We start from the raw sequence: 26,232 nt of genomic DNA on the forward strand, positions 1-26,232 counted from the left end.
GACTCCGGAGGCGTTGCGCATGGAGCAGGGTGGACTCTGTCCACCCTCGCGGGCATGGCCCGCTCCTACAGTGGAGTGCCCATGCCGGGCCTGAGGGGGGTCAGGAAGTCGTGCGCTCGGCCATATCCACCGGCCACACGCAGGTCTGGTTGCGTCCCCTGTGCTTGGCGGCATACAGCGCCTGGTCGGCCTGGGCGATCAACTGGTCCGGCTCGGCGTCCTGCCCCGGCGTGGCGATGGCCAGGCCGATACTCACCGTCAGTCGTCCCAGCTCGCCGGCCGGGTGCGCGATGCCCATCTCGGCCACGCGCCGATGGACGCGTGCGGCCACATGGCTGGCGCCTTCCAGGCCGGTGTCAGTGAGGATGATGACGAACTCTTCGCCGCCATAACGGCATGCCACATCTCCTTCGCGTTGCAGGCACTCCTGCAGGCAGCTGGCGAGGCGCCGCAATGCGTCGTCGCCAGCCAGGTGGCCGAGGCAGTCGTTGAAGCGCTTGAAGTGGTCGACGTCGAGCATCAGCACCGCCAGCGGCGCGTCGGCGCGGCGCAGGCGGCGCCATTCGCTCTGCAGCTGGCGGTCGAAGTAGCGGCGATTGAACAGGCCGGTGAGGCCGTCCTGCTGCGAAAGCTTGTGCAGCTGCGCTTCGAGTTGCAGGCGCTCGCTGTTGTCGCGGGCCACGGCGATCAGGTAGTCGCGATCGCCCTGGTGGATCAGCTGGGTGTTGATTTCCGCCGGCTGCAGGCTGCCGTCGCGGCGCTGCATCTCGCGCTGGAAGATCATCGACAGGTTCAGCCGGTGCGCCTGCTGCACCAGCTGGAGCCAGGCGTGGAAGCCGGGGATCAGCCGCTCCGGGTCCTCGCGCAGCAGGTGGCGGAACTCCTCGGCGCTGTAGCCCAGGCCGTTGTAGGTGGCGCGGTTCATGTGCAGCAGTTCGCGCTGTTGCAGGTCGAAGATGAACAGCGCATCGCGGCTGGAGTCGGTGAGGTCCAGCGCCAGTTGCAGGCGCTCGCGGCTGTCGCGCAGGTTGGCCTCCACCGACTGGCGCTGCTCCGCTTCCTGGCTGAGCAACTGGTTGCTGGCGCTCAGCGCGGTGGCGCGGCGGGCGTTCTCGCGAGCGAGGAACAGCGCTGCCACCAGCAGCAGGCTGATCGCCACGCCGCCGCCGAACACCACCATCGGCAACGGCGTGGACAGTGACTGTACGAGGGCCGGAGTGGGGCTGAGCTCCAGTTCGAAGCTGCGGTTGTTGAGCAGGCGCAGCGGCACCCGCAGGGTCTGTTCGGCATCGCCAGCGGGCTGGTCGCGCGCGTAGAGCGGCCGGCCGTGCTCCAGCAGGCGCACGCTGAACAGGTGGTTGTCCGCCTGCCTGAGCAGGTTGTCCATCAGCGGGCCGACGCGGAAGACGCCCTGCATGAAACCGTCGAACTGCAACTGGTTGTCGGCATCGCGGATGTAGATCGGTGTATAGAGCACGAAGCCGCGTCCGCCCTGGACCAACTCCACGCTGTCGCTCAGGCGCGGCTTGCCGCTGTCGCGGGCAGACATCGCCGTCGCGTAGTTGGGGTGCTGCGGGGAGAGCCGGAAGTTAAGCGCCGCCTCGTTGCCCTGCAGCGGTTCCAGCCAGCGGATGCGCAGCTCCGGGTCGGCCCACTGGATCGACTGGTAGCCGGGGAAGCTGCGCACGTAGAAGCGCGCGTCCAGTTCCCATTCGGGACGGGGCATGCGCCCGTGGTGGGTCCACAGCTGGGCAAGCAGGTCCAGGCCCTGGACCTGCTCGTGGAGGTTGGCTTCCAGCTGGTGCGCGAGGCTGCGCCCCTGGTAGGTCAGGCGCTCCTGCACGCGCTGCCGTTCGCTGCTCGCCAGCTCCTCGCCCAGCCAGGCACTGGCAAGCAGGAGCACGCAGAGCAGACCGCCAAGCCCGAGGTATGTAGCTAGTGAGGACTGAAGGCGGTACATGCGGCGAATTCCGGGGGCTTCAGTAACCTAATAGCACAGTGCCTCTACTTGTGCGCCAGGCCGACGACGATCGCCCACTGTTCGGCAGTGACCGGCATCACCGACAGGCGGCTGCCTTTCTGCACCAGGGGCATCTCTTCCAGTCCGGCCTGTGCCTTGAGGGTGCCCAGCGGCAGCACCGAGCGGAAGGCTTCGACGAAACTCACGTCGCGGGCCGTCCAGGGATTCTTCTCGTCGCTGGCCTTGGGGTCGTGGTAGTGGCTTTTCGGGTCGAGCGCGGTCGGGTCCGCATAGGGCCCGCCGTCGATCTGCGCGATGCCGGCGATGCCAGGCTCCGGGCAGCTGGAGTGGTAGAAGAAGAACAGGTCGCCAGGCTGCATGCTGCGCATGAAGTTGCGTGCCTGGTAATTGCGCACGCCGTCCCAGCGCGCGGTCTTCAGGCGCTGCAGGTCGTGGATCGAGAGTTCGTCGGGCTCGGATTTCATCAGCCAGTAAGCGCGTGCCATCCGCGAGGGTCTCCTTGTGCGTGGCGGGTAATGATCTTTTTCTGATTTGGCTAAGGGTAGGCGGGCAGGCGTTTCCCTGCGACAAGCTGCCGGCTCGCCGGAAACAAATTGTAGGAAGAAGATGTAGGAATACCGGCATGAACATTGCCTGAAAGTGCCGGAAGTTTTGGGGGCGACTGCTCCTCCGACGATCGGTTGGCGTCAGAATTGCGAGAAGCTTTTCATTGTCGGAGAATGCCGCCGTTTTTAGCTTGGCCCGCCGGACGGATAAAAAAACCACCGCCGGTCATCGTTGACAGTTTGCCTGGAAGGGGGAGGCAATCGATGAAACGCAAGCCTGATCTTTTGTGGGTGTTGGTAATACTTTTCGGTCTGGGTGTCGTCACTACCGGTTACACCCAGAGCCTGTGGGAACAACGCCAGGGCAATGCCCCGGTGCAGGTCACCCAGCAGCCCTGATCCAGTTCACCTGAATCAGCTGCTTCCGCCACGGTTATCGCAAGGAACGCGATTCCGTCGCGAGACGGCCATACCAGCCGCCGTCCGTCACTATGCCCATCAGCGGCACATCCCAGCTCGCCAGCTCCAGCTTGTCGACCTTCTGGCACTCGTGCGCCAGGCCCAATAGCGTCGGTTTCTGCCAATTTTTGCGCATCCCCAGGTAGGCCAGGGTCCGGTCGTAAAAGCCCTTGCCCATCCCCAGTCGGCCGCCTTGTGGATCAAAACCGACCAGCGGTAGCAGCAGCAGGTCCAGCGCCCAGGCCGGGCGCTGGCGCCCGCGGTCGGCCCGCGGTTCGGCGATGTTGAAGCGGTTGCGTACCCAGCGCTCGCCGATGCCTACCTGCTGGAAAGTCATGTGCGTACGCGGCCAGTCGGAGAGCACCGGCAGGTAGGTCGCCTTGCCGCGCTTCTGCGCAGCCTTCATCAACGGGCGCGGGTCGATTTCGCCGTCAGCCGGCAGGTACAGGGCGATGTGCTTCGCCCGGCGGAACAGCGGATGCTGCGCGAGCTGGCGATACAGGGCCTGGGCGGCGAGGCGTTGCTGAAGGGGAGTGAGCGCGCGTCTGGCCTGGCGCAGCTGGCGGCGCAGGGCAGGGCGGGAGAGGGAATCTGCGTGGATCATGGAAGGGTAAAGCTCCCCGGACATGCCGCTGTCGGGTTAGCCCTTGAACCCGAGAGTTCAAGGTGGTGGTTGCAGTAGGCTTTAAGGCTTTCCGTCGTGCGGACATGCACACCAGCCCAACTGGCAACCCCCGTTGTTGCAATTATCGGCTCAGGGACATCACCGACTGGCAAACACACCAGGGAGCGAGGCGATTATACCCCAAGGAAATTTCCCTGGTCAGACTTCACCCTGGTCTTTATCGGTGGTAGGAGTGTCTGTGGTCAGCGCGCGGTCCACGCGCTCGAGCAGTTCGCGCACGCGTTCACGGGTTGAACCGCTGTCGTGCTCCACGCGCTCCTGCTTGTGCAGCAGGTCGTGGGTGATGTTCAGGGCGGCCATCACCGCGACGCGGTCGGCACCGATCACTTTGCCGCTGGAACGGATCTCGCGCATCTTGCTGTCCAGATAGCGCGCGGCGCTTTCCAGGTTGACGCGCTCGTCCGCAGGGCACGCGATGCAGTACTCCTTGTCGAGGATTTGGACGTTCAGGGTATTCGACTGGCTCATGAGTCCTGCTCCAGGGCTTTAAGACGCAAAATCATCGCTTCGACCTTCTGCCGAGCCAAATCGTTCTTCTCGATCAGATGGGCGCGTTCTTCCCGCCAGCTTTTCTCGTTCGCCCGCAGCAGCCGGTTTTCGGCCTTGAGCTGTTCCAGGCGCTGGAGCAGCAGGTCGAACTTGGCGATCAGCGCGTGCAGGTCGGCGTCTTCCATGGGCTCTCGCTTGGGAGTTGCTTAAGTAATCGAGAACTATATAGGACTGCCGTGGGGGTGGGTCAACGCACGGCTGCCCGGCGCGTCGTCACATGGTCTTGCGGTGTGCGCCGGTGCTAGGATAACGGACCATATTCTATGCGCGGCGCCTGATGGCGCCTAGCCGTCACCCGGGTTCGATCATGTCCACTTCCAGCTCCGCCTATACCGCCTTCGCCGCCCTGCTTGCCGAGGCTGCCCTGCCGATTTCCCCCGCCGAACTGCACGGCCACCTGCTCGGCCGCGTCTGCGCCGGCTCCGGCTTCGACCAGGCTGAATGGCTGCAGGCTGCCGGTGAACTGCTCGGCGGCGAACCGGGCGAGCGCCTGGGGGCGGCACTGGGCGGCCTGCTGGGCATGGTCCAGCAGGACTTCAGCCAGGGCGAGATGGCCGTGGTGCTGATGCTGCCCAACGACGACGCGCCGCTGGCCGAGCGCGCCGTGGCCCTGGGTCAGTGGTGCCAGGGCTTCCTCGCCGGCTTCGGCCTGGCGCTGCGTTCCCCCAGCCTGTCGGACGAAGCCGACGAAGTGCTGCAGGACATCGCCGCCATCGCCCAGGTCGGCGGCCAGCTGGAAGAATCCGAAGACGGCGAGGCCGACTACATGGAAGTGCAGGAATACCTGCGCGTCGCCCCGCTGTTGCTGTTCTCCGAATTCGGCAAGGTGCCGGCACCGGCCGAGAAACCCTCCCTGCATTGAGGTCGCGCATGATCCGTATCGCCAAGTCGGAATACGCCCGTCGTCGCAAGGCGCTGATGGCGCAGATGGAACCCAACAGCATCGCCATTCTCCCGGCGGCGCCGATGTACATCCGCAACCGCGACGTCGAGCACGTCTACCGCCAGGACAGCGATTTCCAGTACCTCACCGGTTTCCCCGAGCCGGAAGCGGTGATGGCGCTGATCCCCGGCCGCGAGCATGGCGAGTACGTGCTGTTCTGCCGCGAGCGCGATCCGGAGCGTGAACTCTGGGACGGCCTGCGCGCCGGCCAGGACGGCGCCATCGGCACCTTCGGCGCCGACGACGCCTTCCCCATCGGCGATATCGACGACATCCTTCCCGGCCTGATCGAGGGCCGCGACCGCGTGTACTACGCGCTGGGCGCCAACCAGGAATTCGACCGCCGGCTGATGGACTGGATCAACGTGATCCGCTCCAAGGCGCGCCAGGGTGCGCAGCCGCCGAACGAATTCGTCGCCCTTGACCACCTGCTGCACGACCAGCGCCTGTACAAGAGCGCCGGCGAGGTGAAGGTGATGCGCTATGCCGCGGAAGTTTCCGCCGGCGCGCACATCCGCGCCATGCAGGCCTGCCGTCCGGGCCTCTACGAGTTCCACCTGGAAGCCGAGCTGGAATACGCCTTCCGCCTGGGCGGCGCGAAGATGCCGGCCTACGGCTCCATCGTCGCCACCGGCCGTAACGCCTGCATCTTGCACTACCGGGAGAACGACGCGCAGATCAAGGACGGCGACCTGATCCTGATCGACGCAGGCTGCGAGATCGACTGCTACGCCAGCGACATCACCCGCACCTTCCCGGCCAGCGGCGTCTTCAGCCCCGAGCAGAAGGCCATCTACCAGCTGGTGCTGGACGCCAACATGGCGGCCTTCGACTACATCGCTCCGGGCCGTCACTGGAACGAAGCCCACGAGGCCACCGTGCGGGTCATCACCGCCGGCCTGGTAGCGCTGGGCCTGCTCAAGGGCGATGTCGACGAGCTGATCGAGCGCGAAGCCTACAAGGCCTTCTACATGCACCGTGCCGGCCACTGGCTGGGCATGGACGTGCACGATGTCGGCGAGTACCGCGTCGGTGGCGAATGGCGCGTGCTCGAACCGGGCATGGCGATGACCGTCGAGCCGGGCATCTACATCTCCCCGGACAACACCGACGTGCCGAAGAAGTGGCGCGGCATCGGCGTGCGCATCGAGGACGATGTGGTCGTGACCAAGACCGGCTGCGAAGTGCTGACCAATGGCGTGCCGAAAACCGTCGCCGAGATCGAAGCGCTGATGGCCGAGGCCAAGGCCCAGGCCGCCTGACATGCAACGTACGCAACTGGCCATCATCGGTGGCGGACTCGTCGGCGCAAGCCTTGCACTGATTCTCCAGGCCGGCGCCCGCGAGCGCGGCTGGCAGATCGTGCTGATCGAGCCCTTCGCCCCCGGCGATGCCTACCAGCCCAGCTACGACGCGCGCTCCTCGGCGCTGTCCTTCGGCAGCCGGCAGATCTACGAACGCCTGGGGCTCTGGCAGCAGATTTCCCAGCGCGCCGAACCCATCACCCAGATCCACGTCTCCGACCGCGGCCGCTTCGGCGCAGCGCGCCTGACGGCGGTGGAAGAGGGCGTTCCCGCCCTCGGCTACGTGGTGGAGAACGCCTGGCTCGGCCAGTGCCTGTGGCATGCGCTCGACCCGGAAGTGGTGAGCTGGCGCTGCCCGGCCGAAGTGCGCCGGATGGATGCGCTGGGCGACGGCTACCGCCTGACCCTGGACGACGACTCGCAGCTGGACTGCGACCTCGCCGTGTTGGCCGACGGTGGCCGCTCCGGCCTGCGCGAGCAGTTGGGCATCAACGTGCGCTCCTCGTCCTACGGGCAGACCGCGCTGATCGCCAACATCAGCCCGTCCGAAGCCCATCGCGGACAGGCCTTCGAACGCTTCACCGAGAGCGGTCCACTGGCCTTGCTGCCGCTGCCGGAAAACCGCTGCGCGCTGGTCTGGACCCGCAACGGCAGCGACGCCGAACGCCTGCGCGAGCTGTCCGACGCGGCCTTCCTCGCCGAGCTGCAGGACGCCTTCGGCTACCGCCTGGGCACCCTGCGCCAGGTTGGCGTGCGTTACGGCTACCCGTTGAGCCTGACCGAGGCCGACGAGCAGATTCGCCCGCACCTCGTCGTGCTGGGCAACGCCGCCCACAGCCTGCACCCGATTGCCGGGCAGGGCTTCAACCTGTCGCTGCGCGACGCCAAGGCCCTGGGCGACCGCCTGTTGCAGGAAGAAGCCGCACCGGGCGATTTCGCCGTGCTGCAGCGCTACCTGGACGGCCAGCGCCTGGACCAGCAGATGACCGTCGGTTTCTCCGACCGCGTCACCCGCCTGTTCTCCAATGCCCAGCCGTTGCTGGCCACCGGCCGCAACATCGGTCTGCTCGGCCTCGACCTGCTGCCACCGGCCAAGCGCTGGTTCGCCCGCCAGGCCATGGGCCTGGGCGCGCGACCGGTCTGAGTCGATGGAAGTACGCAAAAGCCCGCACCGCGCCCGCCTGCTGCGCTTCGGCCTGAACCTCTACCCGCCGTACCTCGGCGCCGGGGTGCGGGTGCGCCACATCAGCGCGGATTTTCGCGAAGTGCGGGTGAAGATGGGCCTGAACCTGTTCAACCGCAATTACGTCGGCACCCAGTTCGGCGGCAGCCTGTACAGCATGACCGACCCCTTCTTCATGCTGATGCTGATGGAGAACCTGGGACGCGACTACATCGTCTGGGACAAGGCCGCCAACATCGAATTCGTCAGCCCCGGCAAGGGGCCGGTGTATGCCGATTTTCGTATCGACCAGCACCTGCTCGACGACATCCGCGAGCAGACCGCCGCGGGCGAAAAATACCTGCCGCGCCTGCACGCCGAAGTGCGTGACGGCGAAGGCACCCTGGTGGCGCGGGTGCAGAAGACCCTGTACGTCCGGCTCAAGCCGCGCGCGCGGCAGGCCGCTTGAATTTCGATGCCCGCGCAGGTGCTGCGCGGGCCGCTGAAGAAGGAACGCACATGCACGCGGATCTGGTTATCGTCGGGGCGGGAATGGTCGGCAGCGCGCTGGCCCTGGCCCTGGAAGGCAGCGGGCTGGATATCCTGCTGCTGGACGGCTCGCCGCTGAGCGTCAAGCCGTTCGACCGCGAAGCGCCCTTCGAGCCGCGCGTCAGCGCGCTTTCCGAGGCCAGCCGACGCATCCTCCAGCGCCTGCATGCGTGGGACGGCATCGCCGCACGGCGCGCCGAGCCCTACTGCGAGATGCAGGTGTGGGACGGCTCGGGCACTGGACAGATCCACTTCAGCGCCGCCAGCGTGCATGCCGAGATGCTCGGCCACATCGTCGAGAACCGCGTGGTGCAGGACGCCCTGCTGGAGCGCCTGCACGACTCCGCCCTCGGCCTTCTGCCCAATGCACGCCTGGAGCAACTGCGCCACTCCGGCGACGACTGGCTGTTGAGCCTCTCCGACGGCCGCGAAATCCGTACGCCACTGGTGGTCGCCGCCGATGGCGCCAACTCCGCGGTACGCCGCCTGGCCGGCTGCGCCACCCGCGAGTGGGATTACCTGCACCACGCCATCGTCACCAGCGTGCGCTGCGAAAAGCCGCACCAGGCCACCGCCTGGCAGCGCTTCACCGACGACGGCCCGCTGGCCTTCCTGCCGCTGGCGAAGGAAGGCGACGCGCACTGGTGCTCGATCGTCTGGTCGACCACCCCGGAGCAGGCCGAGAAGCTCATGGCGCTGGACGACGAAGGCTTCTGCAAGGCCCTGGGCCTCGCCTTCGAACATCGCCTGGGTGCCATCGAGCACGCCGACCGCCGGTTGTGCATCCCGCTGCGCCAGCGCCACGCCAAGCGTTATGTGGAGCCGGGGCTGGTGCTGATCGGCGACGCCGCACACACCATCCACCCACTGGCCGGGCAAGGCGTGAACCTGGGCTTCCTGGATGCCGCGGTACTCGCCGAAGTTATCGAGCACGCCCACGCCCGTGGCGAGAACATCGCCGAGGAACGTGTGCTGAGCCGCTACGAACGTCGGCGTATGCCGCACAACCTGGCGATGATGGCGGCGATGGAAGGCTTCCAGCGCCTGTTCCAGGCCGACCCGCTGGCGGTGCGCTGGCTGCGCAACGCCGGGTTGCGGCTGGTGGACAAGCACCATGAGGCCAAGGGCGTGTTCGTGCGCCAGGCGCTGGGGCTGTCGGGGGACTTGCCGAATCTGGCGCGGGTGTAACTCAAGGCGGCCTGCGGCCCCTCACCCTAACCCTCTCCCGGAGGGAGAGGGGACTGACCGGCGCAAGCGGATGGGTCAGGGCTCGCCGGCTGACTCCGCGATATCCACCTGCTCCGAATAGCTCCCTCTCCCTCTGGGAGAGGGCTGGGGTGAGGGGCTCTTGGCCTGCATCGCCACTATCCCCCGCGACCCCAAACCGCACCCCATCGAAACACCCCGACACAAACGCGCGGCTCGTTAGCAAATGAGGTTCCTTATCATTTGCGGGATATCTTCCCCGCAAAGGACACGCCCATGCTCGTGCGCAAAGGTCTTCTCGCTACCCTCCTGCTGGCTGCCCTCGGTAGCACCGCCCAGGCCGCCGACGAAGTGGTGGTCTACTCCTCGCGCATCGACGAGCTGATCAAGCCGGTGTTCGACGCCTACACCGAGAAGACCGGGGTGAAGATCAAGTTCATCACCGACAAGGAAGCGCCGCTGATGGCGCGGATCAAGGCCGAAGGCGCCAACACCCCGGCCGACCTGCTGCTCACCGTCGATGCCGGCAACCTCTGGCAGGCCGAGAAGATGGGCATCCTGCAGCCCTTCGACTCGCCGACCCTGGATGCCAACATCCCGCCGCAGTACCGCTCCGGCACCGACAGCTGGACCGGCCTGTCGCTGCGCGCGCGGACCATCGCCTATTCGACCCAGCGGGTGAAGCCCGAAGAGTTGTCGACCTACGAAGAACTGGCCGATGCGAAGTGGGAAGGCCGGCTGTGCCTGCGCACCGCGAAGAAGGTCTACAACCAGTCGCTGACCGCGACTCTGATCGAGACCCACGGTGCCGAAAAGACCGAGGAAATCCTCAAGGGCTGGGTGAACAACCTGGCGACCGACGTGTTCTCCGACGACAACGCGCTGCTGCAGGCCATCGCCGCCGGCCAGTGCGACGTCGGCATCGTCAACACCTACTACTACGGCCGCATGCACAAGGACAATCCGCAGCTGCCGGTGAAGCTGTTCTGGCCGAACCAGGGTGACCGTGGCGTGCACGTCAACCTGTCGGGCATCGGCCTGACCAAGCATGCGCCGCACCCGGAAGCCGCGAAGAAGCTGGTGGAGTGGATGACCGGGCCGGACGCTCAGTCGCTGTTCGCCGGCATCAACCAGGAATTCCCGGCCAACCCGAAGGTGGCGCCGTCGCAGGAAGTGGCGGCCTGGGGTGAGTTCAAGGCCGACAGCATCCCGGTGGAAATCGCCGGCAAGCGCCAGGCCGAAGCGATCAAACTGATGGATCGCGCCGGCTGGAACTGATCCGGATCCGGCGCCTCAGCGGGCGCCGGCATCGTCCGAGTGGCTGACGGAGAGTGCCTTGCCGTCGCCGCCGAGCAGGCAGATGAACTCACCGTCGGACTGCTCGCCCCGGCGCAGCTGCGCCACCAGCCGCTTGCTCGCCGGCTGGCCGTCCACCGAGCCTTCGTAGGCTTCCTCGCGGATCGAGCCCGGCTCGATCCAGGTCTGCTGCCAGCGCTCCTGCAGCTGCGGGTCCGCGGCGACCTTGCCGATCGCCATGGCAAGGCAGGATTCGACGGGGGTGGGTTCGTCGGCCAGGGCCAGGTTGCAGAGCGGCAACAGCAGCAGGCCGGACAGGCGGCGGAGTGACGACATGGGACTTTTTCCTTGGGGGCGGCAGTGGCAGAGTGGCCGATTCGACCGCTGTACCTTGCGCTTTATCCCTGCCGGGTGAGGATCGGGCGAATTCGATTTAAATGAGGGAAGTTTCCGACGACCGCTCGGCGGCACTTCCCACGATCCCCCTGATTGATGTCCTGGAAACACGCAACGCATGCGCGCCAACCGCTGGTATCCCATCACTTTCGCCGTCGCCGCCCTGGTCCTGCTGCCTATCAGCGTCCTGCTGCTGAGCTGGGCAGAGATCGATCGCGAAATCTGGTCGCACCTGTGGGAAACCCAGATGATGCGCCTGCTGGGCAACACCCTGGTGCTGGTGGCCGGAGTGGGCGTCGGCGTGACCGTGCTGGGCGTCAGCCTCGCCTGGCTCACCAGCCTCTGCGAATTCCCCGGCCGGCGCTGGCTGGACTGGGCGCTGATGCTGCCCTTCGCGGTGCCAGCCTATGTGCTGGCGTTCGTCTTCGTCGGCCTGCTGGACTTCTCCGGCCCGGTGCAGACGCTGCTGCGCGAGTGGTTCGGCAGCGGCCTGCGGCTGCCCCGCGTACGCTCCACCGGCGGCGTGATCACAGTGCTGGTGCTGGTCTTCTATCCCTACGTCTACCTGCTCGCGCGCACGGCCTTCCTCGCCCAGGGGCGCGGGCTCATGGAAGCGGCGCGGGTGCTCGGGCTTTCGCCGGTGGCGGCCTTCTGGCGCGTCGCCCTGCCCATGGCGCGGCCGGCCATCGGCGCCGGGCTGGCGCTGGCGATCATGGAAACCCTGGCGGATTTCGGCACCGTCTCGGTGTTCAACTTCGATACCTTCACCACCGCGGTCTACAAGACCTGGTACGGCTTCTACAGCCTCTCCAGCGCGACCCAGCTGGCCAGCCTGCTGTTGCTGTTCGTCATGCTGGTGCTGCTGGGCGAGCGCTACAGCCGTGGCCGCAGCGGCGCGCCCAATGAGCGATCGCGCGGCGCGGCACTGTACCGGCTGCACGGCTGGAAGGCCTTCGCCGCCAGCGCCTGGTGCCTGCTGGTGTTCGCCTGCGCCTTCGTCATCCCGGTGCTGCAACTGGTGGTCTGGGTCTGGCAGAAGGGCCGCTTCGACCTCGACGAGCGCTACTGGGGCCTGATCCTGCACAGTCTCTACCTGGGCGGCTTCGCGGCGGTGCTGACGGTGGCCGTGGCGCTGCTGCTGGCTTTCGCCCGGCGACTGTCGCCGACGCCGGCGGTGCGCTCGGCGGTGGGTATCTCCAACCTCGGCTATGCGCTGCCCGGCTCGGTGCTGGCGGTGGCGATCATGCTGGCCTTCAGCTGGCTGGACAATCATGCGGTGATCCCGCTCTCCAGCGCCCTGGGCGGCGCCGGCAAACCGCTGCTGCTGGGCAGCCTCGGGGCGCTGCTGGTGGCCTACCTGATCCGTTTCATGGCGGTGGCCTACAACCCGCTGGAGGGTGCGCTAGCGCGGATTCGCCCGTCGCTTCCGGAAGCTTCCCGCAGCCTGGGTGTCGGTGGCGCCGGCCTGTTCTTCCGCGTCTACCTGCCGCTGCTGCTGCCGGGGGCGCTGAGCGCCGCGCTGCTGGTGTTCGTCGACGTGCTCAAGGAGATGCCGGCGACCTTGCTCATGCGCCCGTTCGGCTGGGACACCCTGGCTGTGCGTGTCTTCGAGATGACCAGCGAAGGCGAGTGGGCGCGCGCCGCGCTGCCGGCGCTGACGCTGGTGCTGGTGGGGCTGTTCCCGGTGATCGGCCTGATCCGTCGCTCCGCGCGCCAGAGCGGTTCTTCGCGGTCCTGAGAATCGGCCGTCGGACAAGCTGTCCAGAGTCCTGCCATGCGACTACAATGCGCGCGTTTCGTGCGGGCCGTACTCGCGCTCCGCACCCGCCTCGCCCGGAAGGAGAACACCCATGGGACAGCGCACGCCGCTCTATGATTTGCACGTCGCCCTCGGCGCCAAGATCGTCGATTTCGGCGGTTGGGACATGCCGTTGCACTACGGTTCGCAAGTCGAAGAGCACCACCAGGTACGTCGCGATTGCGGCGTGTTCGACGTTTCCCACATGACCGTGGTGGACGTCACCGGTCCGCAGGCCAAGGAATACCTGCAGCGACTCCTGGCCAACGACGTCGAACGACTTCAGGTTCCGGGCAAGGCGCTGTACAGCGGCATGCTCAACGAACGCGGCGGGGTGGTCGACGACCTGATCGTCTACCTCGGCGTGTACGGCTATCGTGTGGTGGTCAACGCCTCCACCCGCGACAAGGACATGGCCTGGATGCAGGCCCACACCGAAGGCTTCGACGTCACCCTGACCGAGCGCGCGGACCTCGCGATGCTCGCCGTGCAGGGCCCCAACGCCCGCGACAAGACCGCCGAACTGGTCACTCCGTCGCGCGCCGCGCTGATCCGCGAACTCAAGCCCTTCCAGGGCAAGGCCGACGGTGACTGGTTCATCGCCCGCACCGGCTACACCGGTGAAGACGGCCTGGAAATCATGCTGCCGGCCGTCGAGGCGCAAGGCTTCCTCAACGACCTGGTCGGCGCCGGCATCGCCCCGGCGGGCCTGGGCGCGCGCGACACCTTGCGCCTGGAAGCCGGGATGAACCTCTACGGCCAGGACATGGACGAAGACGTCACCCCGCTGGCCGCCAACATGGGCTGGACCATCGCCTGGGAGCCCGAAGGCCGCGACTTCATCGGCCGCAAGGCCCTGGAAGCGCAGAAGGCCGCCGGCGATGCGCCCAAGCTGGTCGGCCTGGTGCTGGAAGAGCGCGGCGTGCTGCGCGCCCACCAGGTCGTTCGCGTTGCCGGCGTCGGCGAAGGCGAGATCACCAGCGGCAGCTTCTCCCCCACGCTCGGCAAATCCATCGCCCTGGCCCGCGTGCCGGCGGCCACCGGCGACCGCGCCGAAGTGGAAATCCGTGGCAAGTGGTACCCGGTTCGCGTCGTTCAGCCGAATTTCGTGCGTCATGGCAAAGCCCTGATCTAAATTGCATGATCTAACTTAGAAGAGGGCGGCATCGCCGCCCGTCGCCCAGTCCTCGAGGAACAACAAGATGAGCAATATCCCCGCCGACCTGCGTTACGCCGCCAGCCACGAGTGGGCGCGCCTGGAAGCCGACGGTACCGTGACCGTAGGCATCTCCGACCATGCTCAGGAAGCCCTGGGCGACGTGGTCTTCGTCGAACTGCCGGAAGTGGGCAAGACCCTCGCCGCCGGCCAGGAAGCCGGCGTCGTCGAGTCGGTGAAAGCCGCCTCGGACATCTACGCCCCGGTGGGCGGCGAAGTCATCGCCGTCAACGACGTGCTGGCCGACACCCCCGAAGAAGTGAACAACGACCCGTACGGTTCCTGGTTCTTCAAGCTCAAGCCGAGCAACCCGGCCGAGCTGGACAAGCTCCTCGACGCCGCCGGCTACCGCGCTGCCAGCGACGCCGACGCGTAAGACACTGCTGTAAACACAGGCCTCGACTCGTCGGGGCCTGTTCTTTTTAGGGAACGACCCTTTCGAGACCGTGGCCATGTCGAACACCCCTTCGCTTTCCCAGCTGCACCAGCCTGATGCCTTCCTCACCCGTCACCTGGGCCCCGACGCCGCCGAGCAGCAAGCCATGCTCGACACCCTCGGGCTCGGCAACCGTGACGACCTGATCGTGCAGACGGTGCCCCCGGCGATCCGCCTGAACCGGCCGCTGGACCTGCCGACCGCCCTCGACGAACAGGGCGCGCTGGCCAAGCTGAAGGGTTATGCGCAGCAGAACGAGCTATGGACGAGCCTGATCGGCACCGGCTACTACGGCACCCTGACCCCGACCGTCATCCTGCGCAACGTGCTGGAGAATCCGGGCTGGTACACCGCCTACACCCCGTACCAGCCGGAGATCGCCCAGGGCCGTCTCGAATCCCTGCTGAACTTCCAGCAGATGACCATCGACCTTACCGGCCTGGATCTCGCCAGCGCCTCGCTGCTCGACGAAGCCACCGCTGCCGCCGAGGCCATGGCCCTGGCCAAGCGCGTGGCCAAGGCCAAGAGCAACCTGTTCTTCGTCGACGTGCATTGCCACCCGCAGACCATCTCCGTGGTGCAGACCCGCGCCGAAGCCTTCGGCTTCGACGTGGTGGTCGACGAGGTGGACAACCTCGGCCAGCACGCCGTGTTCGGCGCGCTGCTGCAGTACCCGGACACCCGTGGCGAAATCCGCGACCTGCGCGCGGTGATCGACGCCCTGCACGCCCAGCAGGCCATTGCCTGCGTCGCCAGCGACCTGCTCGCGCTGCTGCTGCTCACCCCGCCGGGCGAGCTGGGTGCCGACGTGGTGCTGGGCAGCGCCCAGCGCTTCGGCGTGCCCATGGGCTACGGCGGCCCGCACGCGGCCTTCTTCGCCTGCCGCGACGACTACAAGCGCGCCATGCCCGGGCGCATCATCGGCGTGTCCAAGGACGCCCGTGGCAATACCGCGCTGCGCATGGCGCTGCAGACCCGCGAGCAGCACATCCGCCGCGAGAAGGCCAACTCCAACGTCTGCACCTCGCAGGTTCTGCTGGCCAACATCGCCAGCCTGTACGCCGTCTACCACGGCCCGCAGGGCCTCAAGCGCATCGCCCAGCGCGTGCACCGCCTGACTTCCGTGCTGGCCGCCGGCCTGACCGCCAAGGGCGTGAAGATCGTCAACCAGCACTTCTTCGACACCCTGACCCTGGAGGTCGGCGCCCAGCAGCAGGCCATCCTCGAGCGCGCCCGCGCCGCCCGCGTGAACCTGCGTATCGTCGGTGAGGACCGCCTGGGCGTGAGCCTGGACGAAACCACCAGCGCCGCCACCCTCGCCAGCCTGTTCGACATCCTGCTGGGTGCCGGCCATGGCCTGGACGTCGCCCAGCTCGACGCCGGCAAGGTTGCCGACGGCATCCCCGCCGCCCTGCAGCGCAGCAGCGACTACCTGAGCCACCCGGTGTTCAACCGCCACCACAGCGAAACCGAAATGCTGCGCTACCTGCGCCAGCTCGAGGGCAAGGACCTGGCGCTGAACCAGTCGATGATCCCGCTGGGCTCCTGCACCATGAAGCTCAACGCCACCAGCGAGATGATCCCGATCACCTGGCCGGAATTCGCCAGCCTGCACCCCTTCGTGCCGCGCGAGCAGGCCGAGGGCTACCGCCTGATGATCGAGGAGCTGGAAGGCTGGCTCTGCGCGATCACCGGCTTCGACGCCATCTGCATGCAGCCCAACTCCGGCGCCCAGGGCGAGTACGCCGGCCTGCTGGCGATCCGCAAGTACCACGAGAGCCGTGGCGACGCGCACCGCAACATCTGCCTGATCCCGTCCTCGGCCCACGGCACCAACCCGGCCTCGGCGATCATGGCGAGCATGCGCGTGGTCATCGTCGAGTGCGACAAGGGCGGCAACGTCGACCTGGAGGACCTCAAGCGCAAGGCCGCCGAAGCCGGCGAGCAGCTGTCCTGCCTGATGATCACCTACCCGTCCACCCATGGCGTGTACGAGGAAGGCATCCGCGAAATCTGCGAGGTCATCCACAGCCACGGTGGCCAGGTCTACATGGATGGCGCCAACCTCAACGCCCAGGTCGGCCTCGCGCGCCCGGCGGACATTGGCGCCGACGTCTCGCACATGAACCTGCACAAGACCTTCTGCATTCCCCACGGCGGTGGCGGCCCGGGCATGGGCCCGATCGGTGTGAAGAAGCACCTCGCGCCCTTCGTCGCCAACCACCCGGTGATCCGCATCGAAGGCCCGAACCCGCTCAACGGTGCAGTGAGCGCCGCGCCCTGGGGCAGCGCGAGCATCCTGCCGATCAGCTGGATGTACATCGCCATGATGGGCCCGCAGCTGGCCGACGCCACCGAGGTGGCGATCCTCAACGCCAACTACCTCGCGCAGCAGCTCGATGGTGCCTTCCCGGTGCTCTACCGTGGCCGCAACGAGCGCGTTGCCCACGAGTGCATCCTCGACCTGCGCCCGCTCAAGGCGCAGACCGGGATCAGCGAGGAGGACGTGGCCAAGCGCCTGATGGACTACGGCTTCCATGCGCCGACCATGTCCTTCCCGGTGCCCGGCACGCTGATGGTGGAGCCCACCGAGAGCGAGTCCAAGCACGAGCTGGACCGCTTCATCGAGGCGATGCTGTCGATCCGCGCGGAGATCGCCAAGGTCGAGACCGGCGAATGGCCTGCCGAGGACAACCCGCTCAAGCGCGCGCCGCACACCCTGGCGGACGTCACCGGTCTGTGGGACCGCCCCTACCAGATCGCCGAAGCGGTGACCCCGACCGAGCACACCCGCGCCTTCAAGTACTGGCCGGCGGTGAACCGCGTGGACAACGTCTACGGCGACCGCAACCTGTTCTGCGCCTGCGTGCCGGTGGACGACTACCGCGAGTGAGCCGTGCGCTGAAGTGACTGTGCGCTGAATTGAAAAGGCCGCCCGAGGGCGGCTTTTTCATGGGTGTATGTGAAGCTTTCCCAGGCAGGTGGAAAACGGCAAGAATGGCGCCGTGCATTCATCTGACTCGATAGGATATCTCTGATGAACAAGGTTGTTTTCTGCATCAAGGCCGGCGTGCTGGCGGCGGTCCTGATCTCCGGGCTGGCCGGCTGTGCAACGGCCACCATCGGCGAACGTTTCCCGGCAAACAATGTGGCTCTGCTGCGCGTTGGCCTCTCCACCACCGAGGAAGCTCGTGGGTTGCTCGGAGAACCCCAGCAGGTAGTCATCAACCCGTCGGGCCAGCAGGTCTACATCTGGCAGTACGTGCGTTCAGACGCCAGCAGCGGGTTCGCTTCGATGAACGTGAAAACGACCCAGCAGCAGGCCGCGCTGATCTTCTCCCCCGAAGGACGCCTGCTTGGTGTGCAGCAACTGATCAACGTGCCGCCGCCGATCATGGCGAGCAGCACCCCGGTCGCCCCAGCGGCGCCGACCGCCGCTTCTGCGCCGCAGGGGCAGCCCAGCGTCCAGGAGCAGCTGGATGAGCTGAACCGAACCCCTCTTTCCTACGAGGAATATCAGCGCCGCTATCGCGCCATCACCGGGCAGTGATCGTGACGTTCGCGGGGACTCAGGGCTTGAGCTGCAAGCGGCCGATCAGGCGGATCAGGAATACGAACAGCAGGATCATCAGCACGTTGCTGAGCATGCCGATCAGGTTGTAGACGGCCGAAGGCAGCAGCGAGTAGATCTCGAGGCCGACCACGCTGAGCAGGCGGCTGAACAGCCAGAAACCTTCACTGACGATCAGCAGGATCAGGGTGATCTTCAACGGCTGGATGGGATCGTTCATGGGACACTCCGTGTCGTAGGCGGAGTATCAGTAGAACACAGCCTGCACCGCCTGGCGTGGCTCGCGGCGAACGCCACGGGCCGCGCCGGTGGGTGTCACTGGGTGGGTGCGTCATCGCGGCGGACGAGGATGGCGTTGGCCAGCTCCATGTCGCTGCGATCCTGCAGCGCGGCGTCGTCGCTGCGCAGGCGGGTGAGGGCGGCTTCCAGGTAGGGGCCGCGGATGGCGCCGTCACTGGCGACGAAGGCGCTCGCATCGTCCTGGGCGGCGACTATCAGCTTGTCGTGCTTGAAGGTCAGGTAGGTCGACGCCGTGGTGGCGCCGGACGAGATGACGTCGCGCCAGAAGTCACCGTCGGCCATGGCCGAGGCAACAGGCAGGGCGAGCAGGGCAAAGGCCGTGGCCAGTTTCGCGGTACGCATCGGGTACACCTCCGCAAGGTCCGTGTACTGGTGAGAGGCGCGGCGGCTGGCGGGAGTTCCAACTTTCCTGCGACGGCCTGCGCGAGCGGTCGCCCGCGCAGACCGCTTTCGATCAGCGCTGGGCGGCGAGGATCGCCGAGGCCAGCTCGGCGTCGCTGGCTTGCGCCAGGGCCGGGTCAGCGCTGCGCATCTGCTGCAGCGTGGCTTCCAGGTAGGGGCCGCGGATGGCGCCATCGGTGGCGATGAAGCTGGCGGCGTCGTCCTGGGCCGGGCCGATCAGCTTGTGATCGTCACGGCTGGTCAGGTAGCTCGAGGCGGTGGTGGCGCCGGAGGTCAGGACCGAGCGCCAGAAGTCGCGATCTTCGGCCATGGCACAGGTGAGGGGGAGCAGAGTGAGGGCTACGACAGCTGGGACAAAACGGCGACGCATGATGGTTCCTTGAGTGATTGCGCGCCACTCAGAGCTTCGGAAATTTCCGCGGTTCCCTCCTGTCGTCGGAAATGTCTGTCACCGAAGCTGCCTGTCGCCGGAGCGATCACTCGCGCTTGAGCGAGGGATCATCCGGGTTTTGCTGCTCCAGCTCCGCCGTGAACTGCTGCACCTTCTGGAACTGCCCGGATTCGCGAAGGTAATCGATCAGTACCAGGCGCGCCGCGCGATTGGCCGGGTGTTTCTGCAGCAGGGTCTCCAGCTCATGGCAGGCGCCGTCGGCATCTCCGCTGTCATGCAGGGCGATGGCCAGCACATAGCGGAACTGGTCGTCCTCCGGAGCCAGGCGTACCGCTTCACGCAGCTCTTTCAGGGCCTGCGGGCGCTGCCCCTGGCGGACCAGCGAGAGGGCGCTGACGTGATGCAGCAGCCCGGACGCCGGGTTCTGGCGCAGGGCCTCATCGAGTAACTGGCGAGCGTCATCCTGACGCCCGTTGGCCTCCAGCCACTGAATCAGGGTGACCGTGGCCGGCAGGAATGCCGGGTTGCGCGCGATGGCGGCGCGCAGGGCAGGCTCCACCTTTTCCGGGCGGTTGGTGCGCTGGTAGAGCATGGCGAGGTTGAGGTTCGCCTCGGCGCGTTCGCTCAGGTCGTTCTGCACCTCTTCATACTCGCCCAGGCCTTTCTCCAGCGCGGAGTTGAGGCCGGCGCGGGTCTGCGGCGGCAGTTGCGCCAGCTGCCAGGCAGCGGCGATGCGGACGGCGCGGATCGGATCGTCCAGCAGAGGCGCCAGCAGCGTCGGCAGCACCAGGCCTTGCTGCGGGCCGTTGGCGAGCGGCAGGAGCACGTTGATGGCGGCGGTACGTACCTGCGGGTCGGCATCCTTCAGGGCCAGCGCGGCCAGTTCCAGCGAACGCTGGCTGGGATAGCTGGGCAGCTCGGCCATCAGCGTGGCGCGGCGGATCGCCGGCAGCTCGGGCGAAGCCAGCAGCAGGTGCAGCGCGCGGGAGGCGCCGGGCTTGCCATTGCGGGCTTTCCACAGGGTGTCGTCATAGCGCGGGACGGGATTGCTGGAGGCGTTGGCCTTGGCCGGCAGTTCGCTGGCGTACCACTGGCGGAACTGGTCGCCGATCTTCTTCGCCGGGGTGTCCTTGTGGCAGGCCAGGCAGGCATCCGGTGCACCGATGTGCCTTGCGTGCGCAGGATTGGGCAGGGTGAAGCCGTGGTCGTGGCGGTAGTCGTTGACCATGTAGTAGCGCCCCGGCATGTGGCAGGACGTGCACTGCGCGCCAGGGGTGCCGGGCTTGTGGTGGGTGTGTTCGGGGGAGTCGTAGTTCTTCGCCTGCAGGCCCTTGCCGTCGATCTGCGGGCGTACCGCCTTGCCGGCGGTGTTGTGGCATTGCAGGCAGACGCCGTTGCCCGGCGCCTTCAGCTCGCCGCTGTGGGGGTTGTGGCAGTCGGTGCACTGCACGCCCTTGGCGAACATCTTGCTCTGGGTGAAGGAGCCCCACTCGAAGACCTCGTCCTTGATCTTGCCGTCGATCTCGTAGAGCTCGCGGGTCAGGGTGCTGGGCAGGTAGTCGTCCATGAAGCGGTGGTTGTTCTGGTAACCGTCGCCCAGTGGCGCACGGCGGGCGTGGCAGCGCGCGCAGGTCTCGACGATGGTGCTCTGGCTGGCATTCTGCAGCGGCACATCGAAGCCCCTGGATGCGTTGCGGTCGGGCTTCTGCGCCCATTCCAGGTGTTTCGACGCCGGCCCGTGGCAGGCCTGGCAGCCGACGCCGAGGCTGTTCCAGTGGCTGGCGAAGCTGTCGGTCTTTGCGTCGTAGTTGCGCTTGAAGCCGGTGGTGTGGCACTCGACGCACATGAAGTTGGCGTTCTGCGCGGGGCGGGTCCAGTGCAGTTCGTCCTTGAAGTCGATGCGCTGGCCGGGCATCAGCTGGAACCACTGGTGCTTGCGGCTATCCCAGGCGACGCCGAGGGCCTGCAGGCGACCGCCAGGATACGCCAGAAGATACTGCTGCAGCGGTTCGAAGCCGAAGGTGTAGGCGACCTTGAAGTCCGCCGGCTTGCCGTCGGCGCCGGGGGTGTTGACCCAGTACTCGCCGTCCTTGCGGAAGAAGCGGCTGGTCTCGGTTTCGCCCTTGAAGGTCACATCGGCAAAGTCGCCCAGCACGTTGCCTTCGCTGGCCGGCTTCATCGCTTGCTGGTGATGCGAGCCCTGCCAGTCCTTGAGCTGCGACTGGTGGCAGCCGGAGCAGGTGGATTCATCGACCAGTTGTGCGGGCTGCACCGCCGGTGTCGGGACAGAAGCCTTGGGCGTGGTGGCCGGGATCGGTGGATGGCCGCTGGGCAGTTGCACGCCAGTGTCCTGCTCGACCCAGATCCAGGCCCCGATGGTGGCCAGGAGCAATACCCCGGCGACAGCGGCGAGCCAGGTGCGACGAAACCCGGCGGGCTGCGTGGTGACGGGAGCGGCGGGACGAGGCTTCTTGGTCTTGTGAGGCATGGACATCCATTTTCCGCAGCGACTCCGTGGGTAACGGAGCTTCCGCGAGCCGGTGGAAGCTGTCAACGCGGGCGGGCCGCCTTCCTCGATAGCTGGCGGCCCGCCACCATGGGTGCATCAGGGCTGGCGAATCTCGGCGACCCTTGCGCTATCGACCTTCACGTCGGGATTGCCGAACTGCGCAGTGAGGTAGTTCACCAGCGTGGCGATCTGCTCGTCATTCAGCGTGCCGGCAAAGCCGGGCATGAACACGTCTTCGTTGCCCACCTTGCGGTGCACGCCGCCGAGCACCACCTGCACCAGGTTGTCCGGTTGCAGGGCGCCCACCGCGCTGTTCTTCAGCAGCATGGGGTAGTAGCCGTCCTTCACCCCTTCGCCGCTCCAGGAGTGGCAGCTGGCGCAGTTGCCCAGGTAGAGGCGCGCGCCGTCGTCGTGTTTCTGCGCGGCGAAGTCCTGGCCGCGCAGGGTAACCACGTCGTCTGCCGGTTGACCCCAGGCGAAGCGCGCCTTGCGTTCGCCATCGCTGACTTCCGGGACGCTGCGTAGGTAGCTGGCGATGGCCTGCAGGTCGGCGTCGGTCATGTACTGGAAGCTGTGCTCCACCGCCTCGGCCATGGGCCCGGCGGCCTGGGCCTTGCCCGGTACGCGGCCAGTCTTGAGGTACTGGACGATCTCCGCGTCGCTCCAGCCGCCGATGCCGCTGTGGGTGTCGGGGGTGATGTTGAAGGCGTACCAGCCGCCCAGCGCGGCGCCGGCGAGGAAGCCGGTTCCGCGCTCGTCCGTGGCCTTCTCCTGGAACGCCATGCCGCGCGGCGTGTGGCAGGTGCCGCAGTGAGCCAGGCCCTGGACCAGATAGGCGCCACGGTTCCAGGCCGGGCTCTGCTTCGGGTTGTTCTGGTAGACCGCATCGTCGTGGAACAGCAGGTTCCAGATCGCCAGCGGCCAGCGCATGTCCAGCGGCCAGGTGATGTCCGAGTCCTGGTTGGGCTGCGCGACCGCCTGCACGCCGCCTTCGAGGAACCAGGCGTAGAGCGCCTTCATGTCCTCGTCGGTGATCTTCGAGTACGCGGTGTAGGGCATCGCCGGGTAGAGCCGCGTGCCACCCTTGGCCACGCCTTCGCGCACGGCACGGGCGAAGTCGTCGTAGCTGTAGCTGCCGATGCCGGTCTTCGGGTCGGGGGTGATGTTGGTGGAGTACACCGCGCCCAGCGGCGTGGCCAGCGGCAGGCCGCCGGCGAAGGGTTTGCCGCCTGGCACGGTGTGGCAGGCCGCGCAGTCGCCGGCGCGGGCCAGGTATTCGCCGCGTTGCAGCAGTTCCGCCGGCGCCGGGTCGAGGGCCTTGGCGGCATGGGTGGCCAGCGGTGCGGCGAGCAGGGCGAGCATCAGGAGAGGTTTCATGCCTTGGCCTCCCGCTTCAGGTGCTCGGCCAGGCGCAGGGCCAGGGCGGCGATGGTCAGTGTGCAGTTCACCGAGCCGACGGTGGGCATCACGCCGCTGCTGGCAATGAACAGGTTGGGGTGGTCGTGGCTGCGGCACTGGGCGTCCACCACGGAGTCCTTCGGGTCCGTGCCCATCAGCACGGTGCCGGTGATGTGGTTGTTGTTGGCGAAGCTGTCGTCGTACTTCACCTCCTCGCCGCCCAGCAGCTTGGCCGCGTGGGCGTAGACCTCGCGGGTGTGCACCGCGCTCTTGCGCACGTAGTCGTCCATCGCATAGGTGAACTCGGGCTTGGGGATGCCCGCCGCGTCGCGCTCGGTGGCGCTGGGCACGATGCGGTTCTCCGGGTGCGGGAGGATTTCGTGGAAGCTGTCGAAGCGCACGAAACGTGCGGCGCGGTCGCGAATCTTCGCCTCCAGGTCATGGCCCAGCAGCAACGGCCCGTGGCGGATCAGCTCGGCGGCCACCTGGTCGGTGCGCGAAAGGTTGGACAGGTGGATCTTCTTCGACGCGTACTCGCTGCGGAAGGCGCCGTCGCGGAAGCCCACCATGGAGGTCATCTCCTGCGGCCCGCGCCCTGGCCAGAGCTTCTCGTCGGCGTAGAACTGCACCGCAGTGCCGGGGTGGTCCATGAGGTTGCGGCCGACCATGTCCGAGCTGTTGCCAACCTCGGACATCAGCATCAGCTTGGGCGTCTCGATGCCGTTGGCGGCGAGGATGAAGGTGTCGCCCTCGACACGCACCTCGTTGCCCTGCGGGTCCTTGTACAGCGCTGCGGCTATCTTGCCGCCGTCGCCTTTCTCAAGCTTGAACACCACGGCGTTGTCGATCAGCCGCGCGCCGGCGGCCTCGGCCTTCTCGACGTGGACGATGCCGTTGTACATGGCGCCGATGGGGCAGATCGGCATGCAGTTGTTGTTGCCGCAGCAGGTCGGCCGGCCGTCGTAGGGGCGGCTGTTGCGCGCCACCGGTTCGGTGACCACGCGGTAGCCGTTGGCGTTGAGCAGGGTCTTGATGCGCTGCTCGTTCCACGACAGCGGCAGCGGCGGCATCGGGTAGGGCTGGCTGCGGGGCGAATCGAGCTCCTCGTCGCCGGGGCCCCAGACGCCCAGTTCTTCCTCGGCGCGCTGGTACCAGGGCTCCAGCTCGGCGTACTCGATGGGCCAGTCGCGGCCCACGCCGTAGAGGCTGAGCAGCTTGAAGTCGTTGGGCAGGAAGCGCCAGGCGGACGCCGCCCAGTGCCAGGTGGTGCCGCCCACGGCGCGGATGTACTGCACGTCGTAAGGGTGTTCGCCCTTCTGGATCAGATAGTGGTTGTCCGGTTTGAACTGCGGGTGCGGCGCATGCGGGCTGGAGGGGTAGGGCGCCTGGTTGTCGGATTTGTCCGCCTGGTTACGGAAGCGCTCGACGATCTCCCAGCGCCCCATGCGCGGGCCGGCTTCGAGGATCAGCACGTCCTTGCCGGCCAGCGCCAGTTGATGGGCGACCAGGGCGCCGGCCACGCCGGAGCCGACCACCACGAAATCCGCGCGTTGCGTCTCGGCCATGCTCATGCCCCCCGCTCGGTAGGCTGCGCCGCCCAGAAGCCCGGCTTGTTCGGGCAGTAGCTGCGGATCACCAGCACGTCGTCCACCGCGCGGAACATCAGCGCCTGCTCGTAGGTGACGACCGTGGCGCTGGTGTCATCGCCGATCTGTCCCAGGTACCAGCCTCCGAGAATCTGCCGGGCCAGCCATTGCTGGCGCTCGTTCCAGCTGTCCGGAGCGTCGCCCAGGCGCTCGAGCAGCTCGGCCAGGCTCTGCTTGAGCGCGGTGTCGCGCTGTGCCAGGGCCTGGAACAGGCGCTGGCCGATACGCGGGTCGAGGTTGCTGCGCCCGGTGAGGCGCTGGGACAGGGTCATGAAGCCTTCCAGCTCCTTCTCCGCCTGGGGCGTCAGCGCGGCCCAGGTTCGCGCGGCGGGGCTGAGCAGCACACTGCCGAGGGCGGCGCTGGCGCAGGCCACCGCCAGCAGGCGGCGCCGGGAAAGGGGGAAGGCGGGCAGCTGTGCCTCGGACATGACGACCTCTCTTGCAACAGGCGAACGGTTGGGGAGCGCGGTCTGTCGCCGCTTGAGTCGGGTATTGGTCGGCCAGGGTGGCGATACCTTGCCCAGGCCCTTAGTATTGCCGCTTGTTCAGATTCTGCCGGGCGATTGGTTCTGTCGGCGGCCCACCCCGGAGCCGCGCCGCAGAGCCTCACCGACCGGCTTTTGGGTGAAACCGCAGCGATGAAACAGTACCTCGACCTCATGCGCCACGTGCGCGAACACGGCACCTTCAAGAGCGATCGCACCGGCACCGGCACCTACAGCGTGTTCGGCCACCAGATGCGCTTCGACCTCGCCGAAGGCTTCCCGCTGGTGACCACCAAGAAGTGCCACCTCAAATCGATCGTCCATGAGCTGCTGTGGTTCCTCAAAGGTTCGACCAACATCGCCTACCTGAAGGAAAACGGCGTCTCGATCTGGGACGAATGGGCCGACGAGAACGGCGACCTGGGCCCGGTCTACGGCTACCAGTGGCGTTCCTGGCCGGCGCCGGACGGCCGCCACATCGACCAGATCGCCAACCTGATGGAAATGCTGAAGAACAACTCGGACTCGCGCCGCCTGATCGTCTCCGCGTGGAACCCCGCGCTGATCGATGAAATGGCCCTGCCGCCGTGCCACGCGCTGTTCCAGTTCTATGTGGCCGACGGCAAGCTCAGCTGCCAGCTGTACCAGCGTTCGGCCGACATCTTCCTCGGCGTGCCCTTCAACATCGCCAGCTACGCGCTGCTGACCCTGATGGTCGCGCAGGTTGCCGGGCTGCAACCGGGCGAGTTCATCTGGACCGGCGGCGACTGCCACCTGTATGCCAACCACCTGGAGCAGACCGACCTGCAGCTGACCCGCCAGCCGCTGCCGCTGCCCACCATGAAGATCAACCCCGAGGTGAAGGACCTGGTCGACTTCCGCTTCGAGGACTTCGAACTGGTCGGCTACGAAGCCCACCCGCACATCAAGGCGCCGGTCGCTGTCTGACCTGCCCTCGATGAAGAAAAGGCCGGCTCAATGCCGGCCTTTTTCATTTCAGGTTCG

The 26,232-nt window shown here is 66.9% G+C and carries 26 protein-coding genes and 1 other RNA gene; 13 read left to right on the forward strand and 14 right to left on the reverse strand.

What is annotated here, in order from left to right:
- Positions 1-100: 100 nt before the first annotated feature.
- Complete coding sequence (locus tag ABKS89_RS01710; RefSeq protein ID WP_348589239.1) at positions 101-1,960, reverse strand: sensor domain-containing diguanylate cyclase; 1,860 nt, start codon at positions 1,958-1,960, stop codon at positions 101-103.
- Between the two features lie 44 nt (positions 1,961-2,004).
- The gene (locus ABKS89_RS01715; protein ID WP_348589238.1) at positions 2,005-2,466 is read right to left on the reverse strand and encodes an EVE domain-containing protein; all 462 of its coding nucleotides are present in this window, start codon (positions 2,464-2,466) and stop codon (positions 2,005-2,007) included.
- A gap of 324 nt (positions 2,467-2,790) precedes the next feature.
- On the opposite strand from ABKS89_RS01715, the gene ABKS89_RS01720 reads away from it, so the two are divergent.
- The gene (locus tag ABKS89_RS01720) at positions 2,791-2,925 is read left to right on the forward strand and encodes a hypothetical protein (RefSeq protein WP_128082560.1); all 135 of its coding nucleotides are present in this window, start codon (positions 2,791-2,793) and stop codon (positions 2,923-2,925) included.
- Positions 2,926-2,959: 34 nt separating this feature from the next.
- On the opposite strand, the gene ABKS89_RS01725 is transcribed toward ABKS89_RS01720, so the two are convergent.
- The 4 genes from ABKS89_RS01725 to ABKS89_RS01740 all read right to left on the reverse strand — a co-directional run bounded on the left by ABKS89_RS01725 (position 2,960) and on the right by ABKS89_RS01740 (position 4,344).
- Positions 2,960-3,589 (reverse strand): 5-formyltetrahydrofolate cyclo-ligase, encoded by a 630-nt coding sequence (locus tag ABKS89_RS01725; protein ID WP_348589237.1) that lies wholly within the window; start codon positions 3,587-3,589, stop codon positions 2,960-2,962.
- Positions 3,590-3,598: 9 nt separating this feature from the next.
- A non-coding RNA gene (ssrS, locus tag ABKS89_RS01730) (6S RNA) lies at positions 3,599-3,777 on the reverse strand.
- Between the two features lie 31 nt (positions 3,778-3,808).
- Positions 3,809-4,138, reverse strand: coding sequence for a cell division protein ZapA (locus ABKS89_RS01735; RefSeq protein ID WP_045213134.1), 330 nt, complete (start codon positions 4,136-4,138; stop codon positions 3,809-3,811).
- Positions 4,135-4,344: a TIGR02449 family protein gene (locus ABKS89_RS01740; protein WP_017521390.1), complete on the reverse strand. Its 210-nt coding sequence runs from the start codon at positions 4,342-4,344 to the stop codon at positions 4,135-4,137. The genes ABKS89_RS01735 and ABKS89_RS01740 overlap by 4 nt, the downstream gene beginning before the upstream one ends.
- Before the next feature lie 182 nt (positions 4,345-4,526).
- On the opposite strand from ABKS89_RS01740, the gene ABKS89_RS01745 reads away from it, so the two are divergent.
- The 6 genes from ABKS89_RS01745 (at position 4,527) to ABKS89_RS01770 (ending at position 10,661) form a co-directional block, all read left to right on the forward strand.
- On the forward strand, positions 4,527-5,081 hold the full coding sequence (locus tag ABKS89_RS01745; RefSeq protein ID WP_348589236.1) for a UPF0149 family protein: 555 nt from the start codon (positions 4,527-4,529) through the stop codon (positions 5,079-5,081).
- Between the two features lie 8 nt (positions 5,082-5,089).
- Positions 5,090-6,424 carry a Xaa-Pro aminopeptidase gene (pepP, locus tag ABKS89_RS01750; protein WP_348589235.1) on the forward strand — a complete coding sequence of 445 codons (1,335 nt, stop codon included), beginning with the start codon at positions 5,090-5,092 and terminating at the stop codon, positions 6,422-6,424.
- A gap of 1 nt (position 6,425) precedes the next feature.
- On the forward strand, positions 6,426-7,610 hold the full coding sequence (gene ubiH / locus ABKS89_RS01755) for a 2-octaprenyl-6-methoxyphenyl hydroxylase (protein WP_348589234.1): 1,185 nt from the start codon (positions 6,426-6,428) through the stop codon (positions 7,608-7,610).
- A 4-nt stretch (positions 7,611-7,614) separates the two neighbouring features.
- Entirely contained in the window at positions 7,615-8,097 is a 483-nt protein-coding gene (locus ABKS89_RS01760; RefSeq protein WP_138213171.1) for a DUF4442 domain-containing protein, read from the forward strand.
- 50 nt (positions 8,098-8,147) lie between these two features.
- The gene (locus ABKS89_RS01765; protein WP_138213170.1) at positions 8,148-9,365 is read left to right on the forward strand and encodes a 2-octaprenyl-3-methyl-6-methoxy-1,4-benzoquinol hydroxylase; all 1,218 of its coding nucleotides are present in this window, start codon (positions 8,148-8,150) and stop codon (positions 9,363-9,365) included.
- A 294-nt stretch (positions 9,366-9,659) separates the two neighbouring features.
- Positions 9,660-10,661 carry a Fe(3+) ABC transporter substrate-binding protein gene (locus ABKS89_RS01770; protein WP_348589233.1) on the forward strand — a complete coding sequence of 334 codons (1,002 nt, stop codon included), beginning with the start codon at positions 9,660-9,662 and terminating at the stop codon, positions 10,659-10,661.
- 15 nt (positions 10,662-10,676) lie between these two features.
- On the opposite strand, the gene ABKS89_RS01775 is transcribed toward ABKS89_RS01770, so the two are convergent.
- Entirely contained in the window at positions 10,677-11,015 is a 339-nt protein-coding gene (locus ABKS89_RS01775; protein WP_348589232.1) for a hypothetical protein, read from the reverse strand.
- 178 nt (positions 11,016-11,193) lie between these two features.
- On the opposite strand from ABKS89_RS01775, the gene ABKS89_RS01780 reads away from it, so the two are divergent.
- The 5 genes from ABKS89_RS01780 (at position 11,194) to ABKS89_RS01800 (ending at position 18,075) form a co-directional block, all read left to right on the forward strand.
- Positions 11,194-12,813, forward strand: a complete 1,620-nt coding sequence (locus ABKS89_RS01780; protein WP_348589231.1) for an ABC transporter permease — start codon at positions 11,194-11,196, stop codon at positions 12,811-12,813.
- Positions 12,814-12,925: 112 nt separating this feature from the next.
- Entirely contained in the window at positions 12,926-14,008 is a 1,083-nt protein-coding gene (gene gcvT / locus ABKS89_RS01785) for a glycine cleavage system aminomethyltransferase GcvT (protein ID WP_138213166.1), read from the forward strand.
- Positions 14,009-14,075: 67 nt separating this feature from the next.
- The gene (gene gcvH / locus ABKS89_RS01790; protein ID WP_045213109.1) at positions 14,076-14,465 is read left to right on the forward strand and encodes a glycine cleavage system protein GcvH; all 390 of its coding nucleotides are present in this window, start codon (positions 14,076-14,078) and stop codon (positions 14,463-14,465) included.
- A 76-nt stretch (positions 14,466-14,541) separates the two neighbouring features.
- Complete coding sequence (gcvP, locus tag ABKS89_RS01795) at positions 14,542-17,418, forward strand: aminomethyl-transferring glycine dehydrogenase (RefSeq protein ID WP_348589230.1); 2,877 nt, start codon at positions 14,542-14,544, stop codon at positions 17,416-17,418.
- 144 nt (positions 17,419-17,562) lie between these two features.
- Positions 17,563-18,075 (forward strand): hypothetical protein, encoded by a 513-nt coding sequence (locus ABKS89_RS01800; protein WP_348589229.1) that lies wholly within the window; start codon positions 17,563-17,565, stop codon positions 18,073-18,075.
- 19 nt (positions 18,076-18,094) lie between these two features.
- Here the strand turns inward: ABKS89_RS01800 and ABKS89_RS01805 are convergent, their stop codons facing one another.
- From ABKS89_RS01805 to ABKS89_RS01835, 7 genes are all read right to left on the reverse strand, one after another.
- Positions 18,095-18,316, reverse strand: coding sequence for a hypothetical protein (locus tag ABKS89_RS01805; RefSeq protein ID WP_348589228.1), 222 nt, complete (start codon positions 18,314-18,316; stop codon positions 18,095-18,097).
- A 95-nt stretch (positions 18,317-18,411) separates the two neighbouring features.
- Positions 18,412-18,738: a DUF2388 domain-containing protein gene (locus ABKS89_RS01810; protein WP_348589227.1), complete on the reverse strand. Its 327-nt coding sequence runs from the start codon at positions 18,736-18,738 to the stop codon at positions 18,412-18,414.
- Between the two features lie 112 nt (positions 18,739-18,850).
- Positions 18,851-19,168, reverse strand: coding sequence for a DUF2388 domain-containing protein (locus tag ABKS89_RS01815; protein WP_045213099.1), 318 nt, complete (start codon positions 19,166-19,168; stop codon positions 18,851-18,853).
- Between the two features lie 106 nt (positions 19,169-19,274).
- Positions 19,275-21,677, reverse strand: a complete 2,403-nt coding sequence (locus ABKS89_RS01820; protein WP_348589226.1) for a tetratricopeptide repeat protein — start codon at positions 21,675-21,677, stop codon at positions 19,275-19,277.
- Positions 21,678-21,794: 117 nt separating this feature from the next.
- The gene (locus ABKS89_RS01825) at positions 21,795-23,075 is read right to left on the reverse strand and encodes a cytochrome c (protein WP_348589225.1); all 1,281 of its coding nucleotides are present in this window, start codon (positions 23,073-23,075) and stop codon (positions 21,795-21,797) included.
- Positions 23,072-24,661 carry a GMC family oxidoreductase gene (locus ABKS89_RS01830; RefSeq protein ID WP_348589224.1) on the reverse strand — a complete coding sequence of 530 codons (1,590 nt, stop codon included), beginning with the start codon at positions 24,659-24,661 and terminating at the stop codon, positions 23,072-23,074. Before ABKS89_RS01830 ends, ABKS89_RS01825 begins: the two co-directional genes overlap by 4 nt.
- Before the next feature lie 2 nt (positions 24,662-24,663).
- Positions 24,664-25,170: a sugar dehydrogenase complex small subunit gene (locus tag ABKS89_RS01835; RefSeq protein ID WP_348589223.1), complete on the reverse strand. Its 507-nt coding sequence runs from the start codon at positions 25,168-25,170 to the stop codon at positions 24,664-24,666.
- 210 nt (positions 25,171-25,380) lie between these two features.
- On the opposite strand from ABKS89_RS01835, the gene ABKS89_RS01840 reads away from it, so the two are divergent.
- Positions 25,381-26,175, forward strand: a complete 795-nt coding sequence (locus ABKS89_RS01840) for a thymidylate synthase (protein ID WP_348589222.1) — start codon at positions 25,381-25,383, stop codon at positions 26,173-26,175.
- The last annotated feature ends 57 nt before the right edge of the window (positions 26,176-26,232 follow it).

The organism is Pseudomonas sp. LABIM340 (genome assembly GCF_040017195.2).
Taxonomy (GTDB): domain Bacteria; phylum Pseudomonadota; class Gammaproteobacteria; order Pseudomonadales; family Pseudomonadaceae; genus Pseudomonas.